Genomic DNA, 16,176 nt, shown 5'->3' with positions numbered 1-16,176 from the left:
CGGGCAAGTGCCTTGCCGGGCGGTCTGCGGCGTTGCGGCGCGCAGTGGATAGCCGGGCTATCCACTGCGCGCCGCGCCTAGCACCCCATCCCGGAAAGACACTTGTGCAACTCCAAAAAGACTTTCAACAGGTTCTTGAATCCACCATCGGCCAGCGGGTGGACCTGATCGACACCCCGGCCCTGGTGGTGGACCTGGACGCCATGGAGCGCAACATCCAGCGCCTGGCCGACTTTGCGCGCAAGCACCAGGTGCGCTGGCGCCCCCACGCCAAGCTGCACAAGAGCGCCGAGCTCGCGCTGCAACTGCAGCGCGCGGGCGCCCAGGGCGCATGTGTGCAGAAGGTGGCCGAGGCCGAGGCCCTGGCCGCCGGGGGCGTGCTGGACATCACCGTCACCAACCAGGTCATCGCCATGCCCAAGCTGCACCGCGTGGCGCGGCTGGCGGCCCAGCTCGCGGCGCGCGGCGGGCGCCTGGGCGTGGCGGTGGACCACCCCGAAGGCATAGCGCGCCTGGCCGAAGCCATGGCCCAACATGGCAGCGACGCCGGCATCGACGTGCTGGTCGAGATCGACGTGGGCCAGGGCCGCTGCGGCGTGCCGCCGGGCGAGGCCGCCGTGCCGCTGGCACTGGCCGTGGCGCGCAGCCCGCGCCTGCGGTTTGCGGGCCTGCAGGCCTACCATGGCCGCGCCCAGCACCTGGCCAGCAGCGTGGGCCGCAGGGAGGCCATTGCGCAGGTGGTGCATGCGGCCGACCACACCCGCCAGCTCATCGAAGCCGCCGGGCTGCCCGTGCCACTGATCACCGGCTCGGGCACGGGCACCCTGGTGCACGAGGCTGCCAGTGGCGTGTTCGGCGAGCTGCAGGCGGGCTCGTTTTTGTTCATGGACGCCGATTACGCCCGCAACGAACGCGAGCCCGCACAGCCCGCGTTTGAGCACGCGCTGTTCGTCAAGACCCAGGTGGTGTCGGTGCGCGACACCCACGCCGTGTGCGATGCCGGCCACAAGAGCCACGCCATCGACTCCGGCCTGCCCACCGTGGCCCTGCTGCCGCCCGAACGCGCGCTGCGCTACGCCAACGGCGGCGACGAGCACGGCCTGCTCTACGCCGACAGCCCCAAGGCCCGCCTGCCCGCGCTGGGCCGCATGCTGTGGCTCATCCCCGGCCACTGCGACCCCACGGTGAACCTGCACGACTTCCTGATCGGCGTGCGCGGCGGACTGGCCATGGGGGTGGTGGAGCGCATCATCCGGGTGGATGCGCGGGGCGCGCTGACGTAGGCGCGGCCCTCTAAACGCCAGGAATCTAGGGGTTCGCCTGCCCCGGTGCGGCCCGCCAGGGGCCCCACAATCCGGCACCATGAGCCCCAGCCAGATCATCGTCCTTGCCACGCCCGTCTTCTTCCTGCTGATCGCCATGGAGCTGGCGATCGGCTTCAAGCGCCAGCGCAACACTTACCGGCTGGCCGACGCGGTCAACAGCATCAGCCTGGGCATGCTGAGCCAGACCAGCGCCGTGTTCACACGGCTGCTGCGCATCGGCATCTACACCGCGCTGTTCGAGCATGCGGCCCTGTGGCGTGATGATGCGTTCTGGACCAGCCTGCCCGGTTGGCTGCTGGCGCTGGTGTTTTACGACCTGTGCTACTACTGGCTGCACCGCATGGGGCACGAGTCGGCGGTGCTGTGGGCCGCGCATGCGGTGCACCACCAGAGCCAGGACTACAACCTGTCCACCGCACTGCGCCAGACCAGCTCGGGCGCGCTGCTGGGCTGGGTCTTCTACGTGCCCATGGCCCTGGCGGGCGTGCCGCCGCTGGTGTTCGGCGTGATCGCGCTCATCGACCTGCTCTACCAATTCTGGGTGCACACCGAGCAGGTGGGACGCCTGGGCTGGTTTGACCGCTGGTTCTGCAGCCCCAGCAACCACCGCGTGCACCATGCCGTCAACGATGCCTATCTGGACAAGAACTACGGCGGCATCCTCATCGTGTGGGACCGGTTGTTCGGCACCTTCAAGGACGAGGATGAACAGGAACGATGTGTGTATGGCACACGCGGCCTGCTCAACAGCTGGGACCCGCTGTGGGCCAATGCCCAGGTGTATGCCGGCCTGGCGCACGACAGCTGGCATGCGCGCAGCTGGCTGGACAAGCTGCGCGTGTGGATCAAGCCCCCGGGCTGGCGGCCGACCGACGTGGCACAGCGTTTTCCCAAGCCCGCGTTCAGCATGGCGCAGATGCAGCTCTACCACCCGCCGATGACGCGGGCCGTGCAGGGGTTTGCGTTCGTGCAGTTTGCCCTGCTGCTGGCAGGCGTGGCCGCTTTCCTCTGGCGGGCCGACAGCGCGCCGCTGGCCGAGAACGCGATCTGGTTCGCAGTGCTGCTCACCGTGCAATGGTCGCTGGGCGCGGTGATGCAAGGCCGCATCGGCCTGCTGATGGCCCTGCTGCTGCAAAGCGGTGCGCTCGCCACAGCCACCAGCGCGCTGGGGTTCATGCAGTGGCACTGGCTGTTCAAGCCGTTGACCATGGGGATTGCTCTTTTTTTAGTAGCTACCAGCGCCCACCCATCGAGCGGCAGAGGCCCATTCGACCCCAAAGGCCTGGCCCTGCTGGGCGCCGCGCTGCTGGGGTCGCTCGCGGGCGACGTGTTTCTGATGTTCGAGGGCTTCTTCATCCCGGGGCTGGTGAGCTTTCTGGTGGCGCACCTGTTCTATGTGGCGCTGTTCAAGCGCGGGCAACGCTGGTTTCCACACCGGGGCGCGCTGGCCGCCACACTGGGCATCGGCGCGGCGATGTATGTCTTTTTGTGGACGGGCGGGCTGCCGCCTGCGCTGCGCGGGCCCGTGGCGGCCTATGTGCTGGTGATTGCGCTGATGGCCGCCCAGGCCCTGGGCCGGGCCACAGTGCTGCGCAATGCGCCTTCGCGGCTGGTCGCCATCGGTGCGGGCTTCTTCATGCTCAGCGACTCCTTGCTCGCCACCCACCGCTTTGTGCAGCCCCTGCCCTGGTCCCAGGTAGGGGTACTGGCCACGTACTACGCGGCGCAGGCGCTGATCGTGGCCGGGATGCTGCGGGGTGCAAGCCACTCGCAGCAGCCCCCTCTCACCCTCCGAACAGATCCTGCCCGCTCGCCTTCGGCGGCGTGACCCCCAGGTGGCGAAACGCCGCCAGCGTGGCGATGCGCCCGCGCGGCGTGCGTTGCAAAAAGCCTTGCTGGATGAGGTAGGGCTCGATCACATCCTCGATGGTTCCGGCCTCTTCGCCAATGCTGGCGGCAATGTTGTCCAGCCCCACGGGGCCGCCGTCAAAGCGGTGGATCACTGCCTCCAGCAGCTTGCGGTCCATCACGTCAAAGCCCTGCGGGTCTACATCCAGCATGGCCAGGGCCTTGTCAGCGATGGTTTTGGTGATGCGACCATCGCCCTTGACCTCGGCATAGTCGCGCACGCGGCGCAGCAGCCGGTTGGCAATGCGCGGCGTGCCGCGCGAGCGGCGGGCGATCTCGAAGCCGCCCTCGTCGTCCATGGGCGCATTGAGCAGCCCGGCGCTGCGCTTGACGATGCGCGCGAGCTCTTCAGCCGTATAGAACTCCAGCCGCGCCACGATGCCAAAGCGGTCACGCAGCGGGTTGGTGAGCATGCCCGCGCGCGTGGTGGCGCCCACCAGCGTGAAGGGCTGCAGGTCGAGCTTGATGCTGCGCGCGGCAGGCCCTTCGCCAATCATGATGTCGATCTGGTAGTCCTCGAGCGCGGGGTAGAGGATTTCCTCGACCACCGGCGAGAGGCGGTGGATCTCGTCGATGAAAAGAACGTCGTTCTTCTCCAGATTGGTCAACAGCGCGGCCAGGTCCTTGGGCTTTTCAAGCACGGGGCCACTGGTCTGGCGCAGGTTCACGCCCAGCTCGGCCGCAATGATGTGGCTGAGCGTGGTCTTGCCCAGGCCCGGGGGGCCAAAAAGCAAAACATGGTCCAGCGCCTCCTCGCGCTTCTTGGCCGCGCCAATGAAGATCTCGAGCTGCTCGCGCGCCTTGGCCTGGCCCACGTACTCCTGCAGCAGCTTGGGCCGCAGGGCACGCTCGATGGCCTCTTCCTGCGGAGAGGTGGGCGCGGCGGAGACTACGCGCTTGGCGGGGGCGGGGGTGAAATCGTCGGTGTGAATGGTCATGCGGCGCTTACTGACTGGTCCATGCGTAGTAACCCACGCCTTCATAAACGTATTCAGGATTGTTCGCGATGATGAAATCCCGTTCGGCAAGGCCGATGGTGTAGAAGTGAACCTGCTTGGAGGGCCTGTAGAAGCGGTACACCGGTGAGGCCCCGGCGGCCGCGACGGCGGACGCATACCACGCAATGCCCTCGTACCGGAATGCCGGCAGACTGCTGAGCACGCTATCGCGCTCCTGCGCGCTGCTGGTGTAGAAATGCGCCCCTCCCACCGTGCCATAGAAACGGTACACCGGGATATTGGACGACAAGGCTCCCGCCTGCGCATAGAACGCGATCCCCTCGTAGGCAAAACTGGGAAGATTCTGGATGGTGTTGTCGCGCTCCGCCGCATTGATCGTGAAGAAATGGGCACCCGTCGCAGCGTTGTAGAAACGATAGACCGCAGAGTGGCCGCTGGCGGGTGCCACCGATGCGGTGGGGGAGAGCCAGTTTTTCAAGGCCACGTTGTACGCCACATCAAACCGGCCATAGAACTCCGGAGAAGATGTGACCGAGCAGCTCGAACTGCCCCCATACAAGGTGCCGATCACCTGGTTCGCACTGTTGAAAAGGGCCGACCCACTGCTGCCGCCTTCCGTCGTCCCCTGGTTCCATCCGACCTGGTAGTAGTTGCCCGTGGAGCCCCCGCACTGGAACGCCGTACCGGCACTGGGCGCGGTACAGAATGTCTGCCCCCGCAGGGTGCCAAAGCTGATCTTGAGCAGGTCCCCACGGGGATGGTGCAAGCCCGCCACCGCCACACCCGCCACCTGGGTACCCGCGTCCCACCCGGCAAAAAAGGCGCCCGCTGGCGGCGCCTCATTGAGCTTGAGCAGCGTCATGTCGAAGCTGTCCGATGCGAAGAGCAAGGTGGCCCCACCCAACCGCCTGGCCACGGTGGACGACAAGGTTCGGCTGTTGCACGTGGGCGTCCTGTAGAACCAGTCGGTCTGTAGCGACTCGGCGGCGGCCGCAGACGAAATGCAGTGATTGGCCGTCAGGAAATACGGCGTTCCCGATGAAATGCTGTCGTTGAGCAGCGTGCCCGTGCACAGGTAGGTGTTGGCCCCGGAGGTGAAGATCATGCGGGCCACGGCGTTGCGCTGATTGGCGTATGCACCATAGCAAGTGGCATCCAGTTGGCAAGCGGCCGATTCATTGATTTTGGTGGAAAAATCGTCCTCCGACGGAAGCGACAGGTTCTCAAAAATATGAGACACCCGCGGAATCGCGACATCGAGCGCCCCCACCGGCGTCCCAGCCGGCAGCTCCACCTCCAGGGTGACTTCGTCGGCCCCCATGTCGGGGGTCCACCAGGTCTGGCCGTCCAAGCTGGTATCACCCGCCTGTTTCTGGCGCTGGATGCGCTGCAACACCTCCTGGCCCGAGATCTGAAATACCGTGCCGGGTTCCGCCTGGCTGTATACGCGCAGCATCGAGCCGCCCGGCAGCTGCTTGGCCACCACCCCCAAGCGCAGACCATGCGCGCCCTCCGCAGAAAAACTGATGGCCGCAATCTGCCCCCCTCCCGCTGTCGGTTTCCACTGAAACTGCTGCAGGGTCTGTGGCGCGGCGCCCGTCGCGCTCACATCGCGGGCCATTCCGATCAAGCGAGGCCCCACAACAGGCCCCTGGGCTGCGGCTTTCTCTTGTGCAACGGCGTCGAGGCGAATCCTCGAGGGTGTCGGGGTGTCCGCCACCGGGCGCGACCTGACCTGGGGCACCCCCTGGTCAGCGCTGGCGGGCTGCACCCATCCCTCCACGCGGCTGGCCTGCAAGGTTGTGCCCCCCTCCTGGGCCCCACCACCGCACCCCGACAAAAGCAGGGTTGCAACGACCGCAAACAGCGGCCCCACGCGCTTCCAAAAAACATTTCTCACGGCATGCCCCCGGGTACTTGAAACGATGCTGCCAAGGAGAAAGACGGTTTCTCCGAGGCGCAACAGGCTACTTCGCCAACGCCTTCAATGCCATCTTGATCCCCTCACTCACCCCCACCTCCGCCGGCAGCGCCTTGAGCGCTGCCGCTGCCTCCTTGTCGTTGTAGCCCAAAGCCAACAGCGCCTGCAGGATGTCGGCCTGTGCATCGCTGGTGGCCGCGCCACGCACGGCCCCCATGTCCGCCCCCAGCTTGCCCTTGAGCTCCAGCAGCAGGCGCTCCGCCGTCTTCTTGCCAATGCCCGGCACCTTGACCAGGCGCCCCGCCTCCTGCAGCGAAATCGCCTGGGCCAGGTCGCCCACGCCCATGCCGCTCAGGATGGACAGCGCCGTGCGCGGGCCCACGCCCGAAATCTTGATCAGCTCCCGGAAAGCCTGGCGCTCCTGCGCCGTGCCAAAACCATAAAGCAGCTGCGCATCCTCGCGCACGATGAACTGCGTGAGCAGGCTCACGCGCTCCCCCACGGAAGGCAGGTTGTAGAACGTGCTCATGGGCACATTCACCTCATAGCCCACGCCGTGGCAGTCCAAAAGCACCTCGGGGGGATTCTTCTCCAGCAGGGTGCCGGTCAATTTGCCTATCATTGAAGTCCTTTTGCCGACGCCGGCGTGCCGCGCGGCACCGCCGCATGGCATCGCCATGTGGCCGTTTCCATTGCCTGACGGGAATTATCAGCGTGATCCTGCGCCACACCTTCACTCCCCACAACAACACCCGGCTCACCCACCTGTGTGGCCCCGCCGACGCCCACCTGCGCACCATCGAGGAAGCCCTGCAGGTCAGCATTGCGCACCGGCACGAGCAATTCAAGGTGGATGGCCCCAAGGCCAAGGCCACCCAGGCCATGGAGCTGCTGCAGGCCCTGTACGAAATGGCCGAGCGCCCCATCCCCGAGGACCATCTCCAGCTCATGCTGGCGGGCGACAGCGAGCTGCTGGAGGCCCCGGACGACGCCATCGTGCTCAACACCCGCCGGGCCGACCTGCGTGGCCGCACGCCCACGCAGAACCTGTACCTGCAGAACATCGCAGCGCACGACATCACCTTCGGCATCGGCCCGGCCGGCACGGGCAAGACCTACCTGGCCGTGGCCAGCGCCGTGGATGCCCTGGAGCGCAGCAGCGTGCAGCGCATCGTGCTGACACGCCCCGCCGTGGAAGCGGGCGAGCGCCTGGGCTTCCTGCCTGGCGACCTGGCCCAGAAGGTGGACCCTTACCTGCGCCCGCTGTACGACGCGCTGTACGAACTGATGGGGAACGACAAGGTGCAAAAAGCCTTCGAGCGCAACGCCATCGAGATCGCGCCGCTGGCCTTCATGCGCGGGCGCACGCTGAACAACGCCTTCGTGATCCTGGACGAAGCCCAGAACACCACGCCCGAGCAGATGAAGATGTTCCTCACCCGCATCGGCTTCGGCTCGCGCGCCGTGGTCACGGGCGACGTGAGCCAGATCGACCTGCCCAAGGGGGCGATGAGCGGCCTGATCGACGCCGAGCGGGTCTTGAAGCGCGTGAAAGGGATTTCCGTCACCCACTTCACCAGCGCCGACGTGGTGCGCCACCCGCTTGTGGCGCGCATCGTCGACGCCTACGACGCCCCGCGCCGTGCAGCAACTGCACGGGGCAGGGAGTGACGCTCTATTTTTAGGAGCTGAAAGCGCTTACCCATCAACCCCCAGTGGCCAAAACAATCACCCATGCCCTTGAACCAACTTTCCCTGTCGCTGCAGTTCGGCTCCTTTGACGGGGCTGCAGCCCATCGCGCAGTGCTGCCGCGCCACAAGGTCGCGCGCTGGATACGCCACGCCCTGGCCACCGACGCCGAGATCACCGTGCGCATCGTCGATGCCGAGGAAGGCCGCCAGCTCAACAAGGACTACCGGCACAAGGACTACGCGACCAATGTGCTGACCTTCGACTACACGCAAGAGCCCCTGGTCACGGCCGACCTGGTGCTGTGCGCGCCAGTGATCGAGCGCGAGGCGAAAGAGCAGTACAAGAGCCTGGAAGAACACTACGCCCACATGCTGGTGCACGGCACGCTGCACGCCCAGGGCTGGGACCACGAGACCAGCGAGGCCGATGCCGAGGAGATGGAGGAATACGAGACGGCCATCATGGGAGAGCTGGGGTTTGCGGACCCGTACGCGGCCGAATAGAGCAGTTCAAAAGCAGCGCAGCGGCAGGAAGCAGGCCACAGCGCCAGTTCGTGCAGATCACGCCGACGCCCCTTTGATCACAATATCCCCCCACGGCGGTCCGGAAACAAATCGTATCCTTTGATTTTTACCAGATGGTGTAAAAACCTTCCATAAAAGGGAGGACAAATGAAGCATGTCTGGACTGCGCATGCATGGCTTGACACGGCCATGCGGTCAACGCGCAGGGTGGGAGCAGACCTTTTGACGGCCGTCATGCCTGCTTCGGCAGGCGCGCAGGCACTGCTGCTGATCGCCCCCTTGGTGCTGTCAGCCTGCGGTGGTGGCAGTTCCGGCACGGAAGGTTCCACACCAGGGACCACGGACTCCTCCGGCTTTACCGTGAGCTACAGCGCCAGAGAGTACACCTTCAGTTGGAACGCCAGTGCCGGCGCAACACACTACGAGTTGTGGGAAGACCCGGATGGTGCAGCGGCCCCGCAGCCCGAAGTGCAGCTCGGCAGAGTGCTGACCGGCACCACCTACACCCACAGCCTGGCACCACAACTGTTGCACGAACGCATGAATGCAAGCTACCGCCTGCGCGCCTGCGACACGAACAGTTGCCGCCCATTCTCCGCCGCCATAACGCCCGACCCGACCAAAGCCATTGGTTACTTCAAGGCCAGTAACACGGGCGGTGGCGATGGATTTGGAGGCGCGGTGGCCCTGTCGTCCAATGGCGAGGTCTTGGCTGTGGGCGCCAGTGGCGAACGCAGCAATGCCACATGCGCCGACAACGCGACGCTGGGTGTCGTTTGCAACCAAAGCGACGACTCCAATGCAGGAGCGGGTGCCGTGTACATGTTCGCGCGCGAGGGCGCCCGCTGGAAACAGGTGGCCTATATCAAGGCCAGCAACAACCGCACGCCCGGTGGGGCTGGCTTTGGCACCAGCCTGGCCTTGTCTTCCGATGGCAGGACATTGGCCGTCGGTGCCCCGGGAGAAAACAGCAACGCCCGTGGCGTCAATGGCGACCAATCCAATACAGCAACCACGAGGGCAGGCGCGGTTTATATCTTCAAAGGCCTGGCCCCCTCCACGGGCAGCCCCCGCTATGACAGTTGGCAACAAGAGGCTTACATCAAAGCCACCAATACGCGAGCAGCAAACGAACCAACGGGTAACGGGTACGGCCCTACTTACCGCAACGCCGCAAATTTTGGGCATGCCGTGGCGCTGTCGGCCGATGGCAACCTGCTTGCCGTCGGTGCGCCTGGCGAAACGAGTGGCACCACCGGCGTCAACGGGGACCAGGACGACAGCTCTGTCCCATATGCAGGCGCCGTGTACACCTATGCACGCAGCGGCGATACGTCGAGTGGCGGCGGAACCTGGACAACACAGGCCTACCTGAAAGCCAGCAATACGCGCGGCTCCACGGTGGAGCTCCTTTCCCCGCCCCGCTTCGGCGAGGGCCTGGCACTGTCGGGTGACGGCACGACGTTGGCGGTGGGCGCGCCCTACGAAAACAGTGGCGCTACCGGAATCAACGGGAACCAGCAGGACACCAGCGTCTGGGGATCGGGTGCTGTCTACGTCTTCACGCACCATGGTGGCAACTGGGGCCAGCAAGCCTACGTCAAGGCCCACAACACAGGCGGCGGACCCCAGTTCATTGGCGACCGGTTTGGTGGCCAGCTGACGCTTTCCGCCGATGGGAACACCTTGGCCGTAGGCGCCAAAGGGGAGGCCACCTCGGGCAAGGGTATCAACAACCCGCCCACCGAGCGCTCGGTCTCGTTTGTCCAAGCAGGTGCCGCCTACGTGTTCACGCGCAGCAACAGCACCTGGAGCCAGCAGGCCTACCTGAAAGCAGGCAACACGGGCCAGAATCACTTTTACGGGTCCAGCCTGGCACTCTCGGCCGACGGCAATACGTTGGCCGTCGGCGCGAGCGGTGAAGCAGACATAGGCATCCCCGGCATGATGACCATCGGCGCCTCCAAGATAAGGGGTGCAGCCCATCTCTACCAACGCACCGGCGCCAGTTGGAATCAGCGCGCCCACCTCAGCGCAAGCAACACCCGCACGGCACCGCACGGAAGCAACTTCGGAGACGCAATCGCGTTGTCTGGCAATGGCCTCGCCCTGGCAGTGGGCGCCCGCTACGAAAGCAGCAGGGCGACAGGCATTCAAGGTGACCAGACGGATTACGCCCCCAGTTCCGCCCCCAACCTTCCGCCAACCTATGGTGCGGTCTATCTGTATTGAGCAGCTCGGCACGCATGGCATCGGCCTCCACGGATGACCCCACCGATCCGCTGGCCGTGCGCAGGGTCGAACGAGGGGTCTTCTCGCATGCGATGCACCCCTTGTTGCGCACGGCCAAACGGTCTCCCGGGGCACCACGCCCTCATGTTTCTCCCTCCAAGCAAAGGACTTGCGATATGGCTGAATTCTTACTCGCCCCAGCAGTGACCATCCTGCTGACAGGCCGGATGCGAGTCACGCGCGCGCTGCTACTGGCGGCACCGCTGGCGCTGGCGGCTTGTGGTGGGGGAAGCTCCGAGACAGGCCCCGCAGCCCCTGCCAATTTCACCGTGGGCTACAGCCCCAAAGGCTATACCTTCAGTTGGAATGCCAGCAACGGCGCCACGCGCTATGAGCTGTTTGAAGATCCAGATGGCCCGGGACCACTCGCCGAAGCGAGACTCGATATCCCGCAGGGCACCACCCAATTTGCCCGTTTGCTGGTATCACAGCTGCTGCATGAGCGCATGAATGCCACCTACCGCCTGCGCGCCTGCGACAGCACGGGCTGCGGAGCATTCACGACCGCAGTCACGCCCGACGTGACCCAGGCCATTGGCTACTTCAAAGCGAGCAACAGTGAGGCATTCGACACGTTTGGGAGCGCCGTGGCCCTGTCGGCTGACGGAAAGGTGATGGCTGTGAGCGCGACCGGCGAACGCAGCAACGCGACCTGCCCCACCACCCCCTCCTGCGACCAAGCCGACAACGCCATCGTGAACGCAGGCGCCGTCTATGTTTTCTCGCGCAACAACACATACGGATTGTGGACATTGGCGTCCTATCTCAAGGCCGGCAACAACCGGGCCTACGACAACGGACGCTACCTGGACATGGGCCCCCGCTTTGGCGCCAGCCTGGCACTGTCTGCCGACGGATCCACGCTGGTCGTGGGCGCCCCCGGCGAGACCAGCAGCGCCAAAGGGGTGAACGGCGACGCATCCGATACCCAGACCCAGGGCGCAGGTGCCGCGTACGTCTTCAAGGCTATCGGGAGCCCCTTGCCGCACGGTCTTTCGATGAACTGGGTGCAGGAGGCCTACATCAAGGCCAGCAATACCCGCCCCAAGGCCGATTACAGCGTTGACATCATGGGCTACTACGTCCGCGACCCCCAAAGCTTCGGTAGCAGCGTCGCGGTGTCTGCCGATGGCAACCTGGTGGCTGTTGGCGCACCCGGCGAAGGCAGCAAAGCCACTGGTATCAATGGCGATCAGAGCGACAACTCGGCCATCCGCTCAGGCGCGGTGTACACCTACACCCGCAGCAGCGGCGCCGGAGGGGGAAGCACCTGGGCCCATCAGGCCTACCTGAAAGCCAGCGACACCAACAGCCTGCGTTGGAAACACTTTGGCGAATCCATTGCGCTCTCGGGTGATGGGACCACACTGGCAGTGGGCGCTCCGACGGAGAGCGGCGGCGCCACGGGCATCAATGGCAATCAGCAGGATCAATCGGCCAGCAGCTCCGGTGCGGTCTACGTTTTCACCCAAGGCAGCAACGGCTGGGGCCAGCAGGCCTATGTCAAGGCATCCAATACAGCCGCCAACGACCGATTTGGCCTCAAGCTCACACTTTCGGCAGATGGCAACACCCTGGCCGTGGGAGCCCAGGATGAGAGCGCATCCGGCACGGGCATCAACAACCCACCGGGCGCTCGCACCCTGGCACGTGCGGGCGCCGTCTATCTGTTCACCCGCAGCAGCGGTGCGTGGGGCCAGCAGGCCTATCTGAAGGCCAGCAACACAGGCCAGGACCACTGGTATGGATCCAGCCTCGCACTGTCCGCAGACGGCAACACTCTGGCCGTGGGTGCCATGGCCGAAGCCAGCAGCGCCAAGGGCATCAATGGCAGGCAGGCGGACAATTCCGCGGGCGGCGCAGGTGCTGCCTACCTCTACAACCGAACTGGCGGCACATGGAGTCAGCGCGCCTACCTGAAGGCCAGCAATACCGATGCAGGGGACCTCTTTGGCGCCAGCATCGCCTTGTCGGGCGACGGCACCACCCTGGCGGTGGGCGCCACGGGCGAAGACAGTCTGTCCAAGGACATTCAAGGCAACCAGATGGACAACTCAGGCCGCTCCACCTACCCAGCCATCCCCCTCCCAGTCAGTGTCGGTGCGGTGTATCTGTACTGACATCGCCCCCACGCACGCCTTCCAGCTCCAAGCATCAAGACCCAACACGCTGAAAAGCCCTGTCATGCCTTACCTTCATTACCCCCTGTACGCTTTGCTCCTGGCCGCGCCGCTGATGCTCGCAGCCTGTGGCGGTGGCTCCGGAAGCTCGACCCCCTCAGCACCTTCCGGCTTCACCGTGGGCTACGGGGTCAAGGGCTACACCTTCAGCTGGAACGCCAGCGCTGGAGCCACGCGCTATGAATTGGTCGAAGACCCCGATGGAGCAGCAGGCCCCCGGCCCGAGGCACCGGTGGGCAGCAGCGCCCTGAACAGCACCGCCTACACCCACAGTCTGACCCACCAATTGCTGCACGAGCGGGTGAATGCCACCTACCGCCTGCGCGCCTGCGACACCAGCGGTTGTGGCACCTTCACGGCGGCGATCACCCCCGACCTGACCCAGGCCATCGGCTACTTCAAGGCCAGCACCAGCAGCACAGGGTCCTTTGGCAGCGCGGTGGCACTGTCTGCCGATGGGACCACCCTGGCCGTCGGAGCCATCCGCGAGCGCAGCAACGCCACAGGCATCAACGGCGACCAGACCAACAGCACCATGGACGATTCCGGCGCCGTCTATGTCTTTAGCCGGGGCACTGCTGGTGCGGCATGGAGCCAACAGGCCTATATCAAGGCGAGCAACAACCGCATCTTTAACCGCAAAGGCTATTTGTCATACGGGCCACAATTTGGTTTCAGCCTGGCCCTTTCGGCCGACGGCGATACCCTGGCGGTGGGTGCCATCTACGAAAGCAGCAACGCCAAAGGGGTGAATAGTGACCAAACCAACACCGACACCCCCGGCGCAGGCGCGGTGTATGTGTTCACCCGCAGCAATGGCGCCTGGGGCCAGCAGGCCTACATCAAAGCCAGCAACACACTCGCGAAGGCCAATTACTACACGCCCGAGGGCTCGGAGGGCGCTTACCAGTTCATCCTCAACCCCGCGCTGTTCGGGGCCACGCTGGCCCTATCAGCCAACGGCGACCTCCTGGCCGTGGGCGCACAAGGAGAGGCCAGCAAGGCCACCGGCGTCAACGGAAACCAGGATGACCAGAGCGCTTCGGCAGCTGGCGCTGTCTATACCTACACCCGTACCGGTAGCTCGTGGGCCCCCCAAGCCTACGTGAAGGCCAGCAACGCCAATGCGGGTGACGGCTTCGGTAGCCGCCTTGCCTTGTCGAGTGACGGAAACACCATGACCGTCAGTGCGCCCGGAGAGGCGAGTCGGGCAACCGGCGTTCAGGGTGACCAGCAGGACAACAGCTTGCCAAACTCGGGCGCTGTCTACGCCTTCACCCAGAACGCAGGAGCCTGGGTCCAACAAGCTTATATGAAGGCCGCTGTGGCTGACGTGAATGAACTGTTCGGGCGAACACAAGCGCTTTCAGGTGATGGAAACACCTTGGCTGTTGGCGGCAGCACCGTGCATGTCTTTACCCGCACCAACGGCTCATGGAGCCTGCAGACTCGCTTCCCCGGTGCGGGCAACAACGTTGCGTATGGGCATGACATCGCGATGTCTGCCGCAGGCAACATTCTCGCTGTCGGCACCACCGGAGACAGCAGCAATGCCCGAGGGTTCAATGGCAACCCGGCCAACAACGCCGCACCAGTCTCTGGCGCTGTCACTCTGTTCGAACGGACCAACGGCACATGGCAGTCGCGTGCGTACATCAAGGCCAACAACACGGATGCCCATGACCAGTTTGGGGCCAGGGTTGCACTGTCTGCCGACGGAACCACCATGGCGGTGGGCGCGGTGCATGAACAAAGCAAGGCCACAGGCGTACAGGGCGACCAATCCGACAACAGCGGCCCGCCGGGATTGCCGGTGTGGGGGTATGGGCCGAACTATGGTGCGGTCTACCTTTACTAGTCCACGGACTCCGAGAAGCCGGAGGACTGGGCGACAGCTGCAAAACACCTGCGCCCGAAACCACACCAATCGGGCATGCAGCGGGCCCTAGCATGGCCCCATGTTCGAAACCGCCCTGCTGCTCACCGCCGCCTTCGTCGCCGGCGCCCTCAATGCCGTCGCCGGAGGTGGCAGCTTTCTGACTTTGCCCGCATTGGTATTCACCGGCGTGCCGCCCGTGGTGGCCAATGCCACGGGCACGGTGGCGCTGCTGCCGGGGTACATGGCGGGGGCCTGGGGGTTCCGGGAAGACACCGCCCCGCCGCCGGGGCTGTCGATGCAGCTGCTGGTGGTGTTGTCGCTCATCGGCGGCGCGGCGGGGGCGGCGCTGCTGCTGGTCACGCCCGATGCCACCTTCCGCCGCGTGGTGCCCTGGCTGTTGCTGGCGGCCACGGCGCTGTTTGCGTTTGGGCCTCAGCTGCGCCAGCGGTTGGCTGGGGGCCAGCCTTCCACCGCCAGGGCCACCGTGGGCGTGCTGGCGGTGGCGGCGTATGGCGGTTACTTCAACGGGGGGCTGGGCATCTTGCTGCTGGCGCTGTTTGGACTGCTGGGGCAGACCCACCTGAACGCCATGAACGGCCTCAAGAACTGGGTGTCGGCCCTGCTCACCGCGATTGCCGTGGCCATCTATGCGGCCGGTGGCGTGGTGCTGTGGCAAGAGGCGCTGATGATGATGGTGGCCGCCACCGCCGGCGGCTATGGCGGTGCACGCGTGGCGCGGCGCATTCCGGCCGACTGGCTGCGCAGCGGCATTGTGCTGACAGGGCTGGTGATGGCGGGCTTGTTTTTCTGGCGGCAGTAGCCACCAGGCCCTACCCGCGGCCAGATCGCACCAGGAACACGGTAAAAACAGCTGTTAGCGCTTACCCATCAAGCGCCAGAAGCTATCAATTTTGATAAATCACACCACCGCAGGCGCAACCCGCAGCGGTATGGTCACCGGCCCATCGTTGACCAGGCACACCTGCATGTCGGCCGCAAACTGGCCCGTGGCGACCTCGGGATGCGCCTGGCGGGCCTGGGCCACGAAGTAGTCGTACAGCCGCCGCCCCTCCTCCGGCGCGGCGGCCTGGGTGAAGCTGGGGCGATTGCCGCCCGTGGTGTCTGCGGCCAGGGTGAACTGGCTGACCAGCAGCAGGCCACCACCGATGTCCTGCACGCTTTTGTTCATCTTGCCAGCACCATCGGAAAAGATGCGCAGCTTGAGGAGCTTGGCCAGCAGCTTGTCGGCCTCGGTCTCGGTGTCGCCGCGCTCGGCACACACCAGCACCAACAGGCCCGCGCCGATGGCGCCCACGGTCTGCCCGTCCACATCGACACGGGCTTCGCGCACACGTTGCAAAACACTGATCACTTCACTTCATCCTTGGGGTCGTCAAAATGCGCTTCCACGTCGGTGGGCAGCAGCTCGATGGTGGCGCGCAGGCCGGGCACGGCGGCCATCAGGGCCCGCTCGACCTGGCCGCGCAGTTCGGCG

Annotated in this window: 12 protein-coding genes and 1 pseudogene; 8 read left to right on the top strand and 5 right to left on the bottom strand. The window is 65.3% G+C overall.

Annotated elements, in window-relative coordinates; genetic code table 11:
- Positions 1 to 104: 104 nt before the first annotated feature.
- Entirely contained in the window at positions 105 to 1,283 is a 1,179-nt protein-coding gene (locus DBV10_RS08595; RefSeq protein WP_124512595.1) for a DSD1 family PLP-dependent enzyme, read from the top strand.
- Between the two features lie 79 nt (positions 1,284 to 1,362).
- A complete protein-coding gene (locus tag DBV10_RS08590) occupies positions 1,363 to 3,153 on the top strand; it encodes a lysoplasmalogenase family protein (protein ID WP_124512593.1) in 1,791 nt (596 codons plus the stop codon).
- Here the strand turns inward: DBV10_RS08590 and ruvB are convergent.
- The 3 genes from ruvB to ruvA all read right to left on the bottom strand — a co-directional run bounded on the left by ruvB (position 3,110) and on the right by ruvA (position 6,735).
- Entirely contained in the window at positions 3,110 to 4,171 is a 1,062-nt protein-coding gene (gene ruvB, locus DBV10_RS08585; RefSeq protein ID WP_124512591.1) for a Holliday junction branch migration DNA helicase RuvB, read from the bottom strand. The genes DBV10_RS08590 and ruvB overlap by 44 nt on opposite strands.
- Positions 4,172 to 4,178: 7 nt before the next feature.
- Positions 4,179 to 5,813: a trypsin-like peptidase domain-containing protein gene (locus tag DBV10_RS08580; protein WP_233589853.1), complete on the bottom strand. Its 1,635-nt coding sequence runs from the start codon at positions 5,811 to 5,813 to the stop codon at positions 4,179 to 4,181.
- A gap of 346 nt (positions 5,814 to 6,159) precedes the next feature.
- The gene (ruvA, locus tag DBV10_RS08575) at positions 6,160 to 6,735 is read right to left on the bottom strand and encodes a Holliday junction branch migration protein RuvA (RefSeq protein WP_124512589.1); all 576 of its coding nucleotides are present in this window, start codon (positions 6,733 to 6,735) and stop codon (positions 6,160 to 6,162) included.
- Between the two features lie 92 nt (positions 6,736 to 6,827).
- On the opposite strand from ruvA, the gene DBV10_RS08570 reads away from it, so the two are divergent.
- From DBV10_RS08570 to DBV10_RS08545, 6 genes are all read left to right on the top strand, one after another.
- Positions 6,828 to 7,784, top strand: a complete 957-nt coding sequence (locus tag DBV10_RS08570; protein ID WP_124512587.1) for a PhoH family protein — start codon at positions 6,828 to 6,830, stop codon at positions 7,782 to 7,784.
- Between the two features lie 63 nt (positions 7,785 to 7,847).
- Positions 7,848 to 8,309 (top strand): rRNA maturation RNase YbeY, encoded by a 462-nt coding sequence (gene ybeY, locus DBV10_RS08565; protein WP_124512585.1) that lies wholly within the window; start codon positions 7,848 to 7,850, stop codon positions 8,307 to 8,309.
- 168 nt (positions 8,310 to 8,477) lie between these two features.
- Positions 8,478 to 10,562 carry an integrin gene (locus tag DBV10_RS08560; protein ID WP_124512583.1) on the top strand — a complete coding sequence of 695 codons (2,085 nt, stop codon included), beginning with the start codon at positions 8,478 to 8,480 and terminating at the stop codon, positions 10,560 to 10,562.
- A gap of 14 nt (positions 10,563 to 10,576) precedes the next feature.
- Positions 10,577 to 12,742 (top strand): integrin, encoded by a 2,166-nt coding sequence (locus tag DBV10_RS08555; RefSeq protein ID WP_124512581.1) that lies wholly within the window; start codon positions 10,577 to 10,579, stop codon positions 12,740 to 12,742.
- Between the two features lie 94 nt (positions 12,743 to 12,836).
- A complete protein-coding gene (locus DBV10_RS08550) occupies positions 12,837 to 14,660 on the top strand; it encodes an integrin (protein WP_158616811.1) in 1,824 nt (607 codons plus the stop codon).
- 100 nt (positions 14,661 to 14,760) lie between these two features.
- Positions 14,761 to 15,501, top strand: coding sequence for a sulfite exporter TauE/SafE family protein (locus tag DBV10_RS08545; protein ID WP_124512577.1), 741 nt, complete (start codon positions 14,761 to 14,763; stop codon positions 15,499 to 15,501).
- Positions 15,502 to 15,600: 99 nt separating this feature from the next.
- On the opposite strand, the gene dtd is transcribed toward DBV10_RS08545, so the two are convergent.
- Entirely contained in the window at positions 15,601 to 16,053 is a 453-nt protein-coding gene (dtd, locus tag DBV10_RS08540) for a D-aminoacyl-tRNA deacylase (protein WP_124512575.1), read from the bottom strand.
- Positions 16,050 to 16,176 (bottom strand): annotated as a pseudogene (locus tag DBV10_RS08535) (cation diffusion facilitator family transporter); the annotation flags it as partial. The gene dtd and the pseudogene DBV10_RS08535, both read right to left, overlap by 4 nt.

The sequence above is a fragment of the Acidovorax sp. FJL06 genome (assembly GCF_003852545.1).
GTDB lineage: Bacteria > Pseudomonadota > Gammaproteobacteria > Burkholderiales > Burkholderiaceae_C > Acidovorax.
The sequence above is the reverse complement of the archived record's forward strand: the minus strand, read 5'-3'. Positions and strand labels throughout refer to the sequence as shown.

Excerpts from the sequence above, each read along its gene's own strand:
- DBV10_RS08590 (WP_124512593.1), top strand. The coding sequence starts at position 1,363 with ATGAGCCCCAGCCAGATCATCGTCCTTGCCACGCCCGTCTTCTTCCTG.
- ruvB (WP_124512591.1), bottom strand. The coding sequence starts at position 4,171 with ATGACCATTCACACCGACGATTTCACCCCCGCCCCCGCCAAGCGCGTA.
- DBV10_RS08580 (WP_233589853.1), bottom strand. The coding sequence starts at position 5,813 with ATGGCCCGCGATGTGAGCGCGACGGGCGCCGCGCCACAGACCCTGCAG.
- ruvA (WP_124512589.1), bottom strand. The coding sequence starts at position 6,735 with ATGATAGGCAAATTGACCGGCACCCTGCTGGAGAAGAATCCCCCCGAG.
- ybeY (WP_124512585.1), top strand. The coding sequence starts at position 7,848 with ATGCCCTTGAACCAACTTTCCCTGTCGCTGCAGTTCGGCTCCTTTGAC.
- DBV10_RS08560 (WP_124512583.1), top strand. The coding sequence starts at position 8,478 with ATGAAGCATGTCTGGACTGCGCATGCATGGCTTGACACGGCCATGCGG.
- DBV10_RS08555 (WP_124512581.1), top strand. The coding sequence starts at position 10,577 with ATGGCATCGGCCTCCACGGATGACCCCACCGATCCGCTGGCCGTGCGC.
- DBV10_RS08545 (WP_124512577.1), top strand. The coding sequence starts at position 14,761 with ATGTTCGAAACCGCCCTGCTGCTCACCGCCGCCTTCGTCGCCGGCGCC.